Raw genomic sequence first — 4,831 nt, 5'->3', positions numbered from 1 at the left:
GGTACATTTTCCGTACTACCATCTTCATATGTCACTGTAAGTTCAATATCATGGAAACCATCTGTTGTAGGATAACTTGTTCCATCTTTCAGATTAACAGTCTGTTTGTGTTCAGCATTTACAGCGTTTAACAAATCATTATCTGTAACATTTTGTTTGTATGGTTTGACTAGTGTATTTGTAGTCACTGTATGCTCTGTCGGAGTGATACTTGCACTTGATGCCTGACTGGTTGTAGCGTCGCTTCCCTTGGTTGCGCTAACACTTACTGCTTGACCAGCTGTGTAGCTTGATGGTTTCAAGCGTAACGTACCGTTAGCTAATAGACTAGCATCACCGCTTGTTACCGTCCAGCCTGTCGCTCCTTTGCTGAGCTCAACTGTTTGAGTTGCCCCTTGCTTATCTGTATAAGTCAAGCGTGCTTTATCCGCAGTGTCTGGTAAGCCGATTTCAACATCACCATTTTGCCATTGTTTGGTTGTAGCTTCGCTTGGTGTTGCTTCTTTAGCTTGAACTGTGACGTTTACATCTTCTGTAGAGTCATCGTCATAAGTGACGGTCACTCCCACAGTTTGACTGGTTCCGGCTGCTACTGTTGGAAGAGCTGCTTTAGCTACCGCAGTTTTCTTATGCTCTGCTGTTACGGCATTGCTAATAGAATCTGCTGTTGGCTTGCTATCTGCTTCTACCGTAATGGTGCTAACAGTTGGCTGCGTATGACTTGGAACAGTTATAGTCGCTTCGCGTGCCGCGCTGACATCTGTGCCAGTTCCGGCTGTTGCTTGAGCTGTGATAGACTTACCACTGCTTGCTGTTCCTTGTTTAACAGTTGCCTTGCCATCTTTAACTGTGATTGGGCTATCCGCTGGTGCACTCCAGTTGCCATCTGCTCCCTTGGTAAGTTCTACTGTCTTCGTAACCGTATCACTTTCTGGGTAGTTGATCACGACTTTATCCGCATCAGCTGGTAATGGAATCACAACATCCCCATTTTGTTTACTTTCTGGAGTAAAGGTTGATGGTTGAGCTGTCTTCACTTTACCAGTGGATGGCTTACTTTCCATGTCTTGTGCTTTGGCTTGTACCGTTACCTCAGTTCCGGCTGTAGCTGTCTTGGCTTTCAAGACTGGTTTGCCATCTGTGCCTACTTCAAATCCTTCTGGAACTTGCCAACCTTGGTCAGTCTTAGTAAGGGTCACTTTCGTTGACGCTTGACTGCCTGCTGGCGTGTAGGTTACTTCAAGACTTGTCGCGTCACTTGGAGCTTCTATTTGGACGCCACTATCAATTTGCGGAGTCACAACTGGACTGTTCAGTAAGCCCACTGCCTTGTGGTCAGCTGCTTCTGATGGATCTGATAAAGCTGATTTTTGAGTAGCTTTTACGATGCTACCTGCCTGAGCTGTATTGGCCTGCATCACAATCTTGTTACCAGTTGTCACGACTGTTCCGATAGCGACATTATCTGTCTTCGTCCAATCCCCATTAGTTGCCTTATCAAAGGTTAACTTACGAGTATTGCCAGCCGCATCCACATAGTCTACTTCTGCATGAGTTGCCTTGTCATCCAATTCAACTTCAATGCCGTAGTCTGCGTTTTGACTAATCGTTGGTTTACCCAAGCGTGGCGCTTTGGCATCTGCACTATCACTTGACTGACTTGTAAAGTCTTTACCGTCAATTGTCGTGATACCTTTGGCTGTGACACCTGTGCCATCTTTCACCTTGTCCGCTGGCACCGTAATCTGGCTGCCGTCTGGGTTAATCGTGATACCACTGTCTGCTGGCGCTGTCCAGCTTCCATCTTGGTTCTTCGTAACCTCTACGGTTGTTGGAGCGTCTTGTCCTTCTGGAGTGTATGTCACTTCAACTTTCGTTGTTTCCTCTGGAATTGTCACACCAACTGTTCCGTCTGTATTTGGAGTCACAACTGGTTTGTCTGGGACAACTGTAATCGTCACCGGTGTTTCTACTTCCTTACCTCGAAGCTCAGCCGGTACGTCATCGCCCTTACCATAAGTGGTCACAACTGTCTTCGTCACTTCTCCTACATGGTCGGTACTTGGTTTATCTCCATCCTTCCATGCATGAGTCGTACCATTAGGGAAGCCTTCTGTGTTTGGTGCTGGTTTCACATAGTCAGAAGCGGCTTCTGAAAGCGTGCTACCTTTATGCGCATCAATACCTGGAGTTGGGTTCTCTGCCACTGCGTACACTGTTGGTGTCACGTATTGAGTCGTAACGTCTGATACCGCTACACCATCACTTGGGTAAGTGACTTGGATACGTGGAAGAGTTTTGCCGACTTCTACCTTAGCTGGTTGGTTTTCCCAACTCAAACCATTGTTGCCGTCTGCTGTTACATACTTGCTCAAGTCATCATTTGTAATATCTTGACCATTTGTTCTTATGACAGCTTTGGCGCTTGGTTGCGCTAAAGTAGTGAAGGTGAAGTTGACCTCTTGCTCATTCGTTTGACCTGCTAGGCGCACTAGAAGGGTTTCTGTTCGTGTGCCTGCCTCTGCCGTTTTTCTAGTCGCATCTTGGTTCTTCCAGCGGCCTGTTGCGCCTGTGAAGTCCGTAGTTGCGTCTGAACGACGGAGTAACTTAGCTAGAGTGGCTTCGTTCAAGTTATCCAACTCAGTAAGAGTGCCTGTTCCCTTCATGGTTTGGATGCTGCCTTTAGCACTTAGAGTGATGAAGGTTGAGGCTTTGGCAGTACTTGCATCTGATTCAACGCGTTCAGTTGCTTCGGTTGGTTTGTAAACCGCTTTGGCTGTGATGTTGGTTGATGTTGGGATGTCCTGGGTCATCGTTAGATCAACTGTCGTTAGATCACTGTAACGAGTCGTACCAGCTTTCGGTACATCTACAGAACCAATTTTCGTATCGCCATTGTAGAGCTCAACAGTGGTTCCTGGTGTCGCATTCTCAATATGGATGGTTTTTCTTGTACCGGCGCTTCCTGTCAAGTCAGTCGTAATGCTTGGAGTCGCTGGTTTGGTCACAAAGGTGATTTCCTCTGTTTCTTCTGCCAGATTTTCATCTTTCGTATTACCACCGTCTACTTGTGGGTAGTAAACTTTAACCTTGTTGGTCTTCTTACCAAGCCAGTCATCGTTGACTTTACCCCAAGTGCCTGAACCATAGGCCTTATTAGCTGTCTCATCTGTTTGCCATGTGTACTCTGTGCCTTGTGGAAGGTCTGGTCCATTTTCTGATTTCTTCACATAAGCGCTAGCTTCTGTTGAGGCAAAGGTTGAACCAATCGTACGCACGACTTCTGTTTCCTTGGCTACTGCATGATAAGTTGGAAGGGCTACTTCTAGCGTTTGAACCGTCTTACCTGCCGCATTGTCTGCTGGGTATTCTACCTCGATACGTCCCACATTGCTTGCGGACGCTGTTGCGATACCTGGTGCAGTGCCACCTTGCCAACGAACTGTTACGCCTGCTGGTTTAGCCACTGTTTGGTTGCCATCTTTGAAGACGACATATGTCTCTGCGTCAGCTCCATGTGACAAGGTACCTTGTTTATTGTTATAGCCGTTCGGACTAGCTAGAGCTACCGTTGGATAAACATGCACTGGAATCGTCACTTCTGTGCTTCCTGAGCCTGGAATAGTAACAGTCGCTTTGTAAGTCGCATCACCCACACGGCTGTAGTCTGGAGTTTCCTTCCATTCTACTGTTGAGCCTGCTGGAAGAGCTGTATCATCCTTATATTGAAGTCGATCTGTCAATGCGTCTGTTGGGGTTGCTCCCTTAATCAAGTGGTAGTCTTTGGCTTTTAGACCTTCTGTTACCTTCAAGCTTGTGCCGTAGTCTGATGCTGTTCGTTCAGCTGCTACGGTTGGTTTGTAGATACTACGGACCGCGATCGGCATATCCTTCGTCAAGCTCTTACCTGGTGCTAGGTTAATCGCTACTCCATCTTTGAGCGTAAAGTCACCATCTTTTGGCACATCTGTGCGTCCCAATTCGATTGGGTTAGTTGGATCGGTCATGTCATAGAGGGCTACCGTGGTACCACTATTCACGCCATTCACTGTAACGCTGCCCGCATCTTTCTTACCGACTGCACTTACAAGACTTGGAGTGCTTGGTTTGACAGTATATGGAATCTGAATGGTTTCTTCACTCGTATCACCATAAACAAGCTTAGCTGAGATTTGGTGTTTACCTAAATCTGTAGGGACTGTGCCTACTGCTTCCACGTGATCTTTGCCTGTCGCTGTTACAGCACCTGTGAGGTCTGTTGCCTCTACGGCTTCACCTTTCACCTTGGTGATTGAAGCGATGTCCACAGTATGTGCTGTCGGAGTGATACTTGCACTTGATGCCTGACTGGTTGTAGCGTCGCTTCCCTTGGTTGCGCTGACACTTACTGCTTGACCAGCTGTGTAGCTTGATGGTTTCAAGCGTAACGTACCGTTAGCTAATAGACTCGCATCACCGCTTGTTACCGTCCAGCCTGTCGCTCCTTTGCTGAGCTCAACTGTTTGACTTGCCCCTTGCTTATCTGTATAAGTCAAGCGTGCTTTATCCGCAGTGTCTGGTAAGCCGATTTCAACATCACCATTTTGCCATTGTTTGGTTGTGGCTGCTGTCGGTGTTGCTTCTTTAGCTTGGACTGTAACTTCTACATCTTCTGTAGAGTCATCGTCATAAGTGACGGTCACTCCCACAGTTTGACTGGTTCCTGCTGCTACTGTTGGAAGAGCTGCTTTAGCTACCGCAGTTTTCTTATGCTCTGCTGTTACGGCATTGCTAATAGAATCTGCTGTTGGCTTGCTATCTGCTTCTACCGTAATGGTGCTAACAGTTGGCT

Annotated in this window: 1 protein-coding gene; it reads right to left on the bottom strand. The window is 47.1% G+C overall.

The window, feature by feature from the left end; translation table 11 throughout:
- Positions 1-4,831, bottom strand: a 4,831-nt coding sequence (locus OC529_RS10425; RefSeq protein ID WP_262082112.1) for a Rib/alpha-like domain-containing protein, incomplete at both ends; no start/stop codon positions are given.

This window comes from Streptococcus sp. Marseille-Q5855 (assembly GCF_946901985.1).
Classification (GTDB): domain Bacteria; phylum Bacillota; class Bacilli; order Lactobacillales; family Streptococcaceae; genus Streptococcus.
Note: the sequence above shows the minus strand (reverse complement) of the source record. Positions and strands in the feature narration are given on the sequence as shown.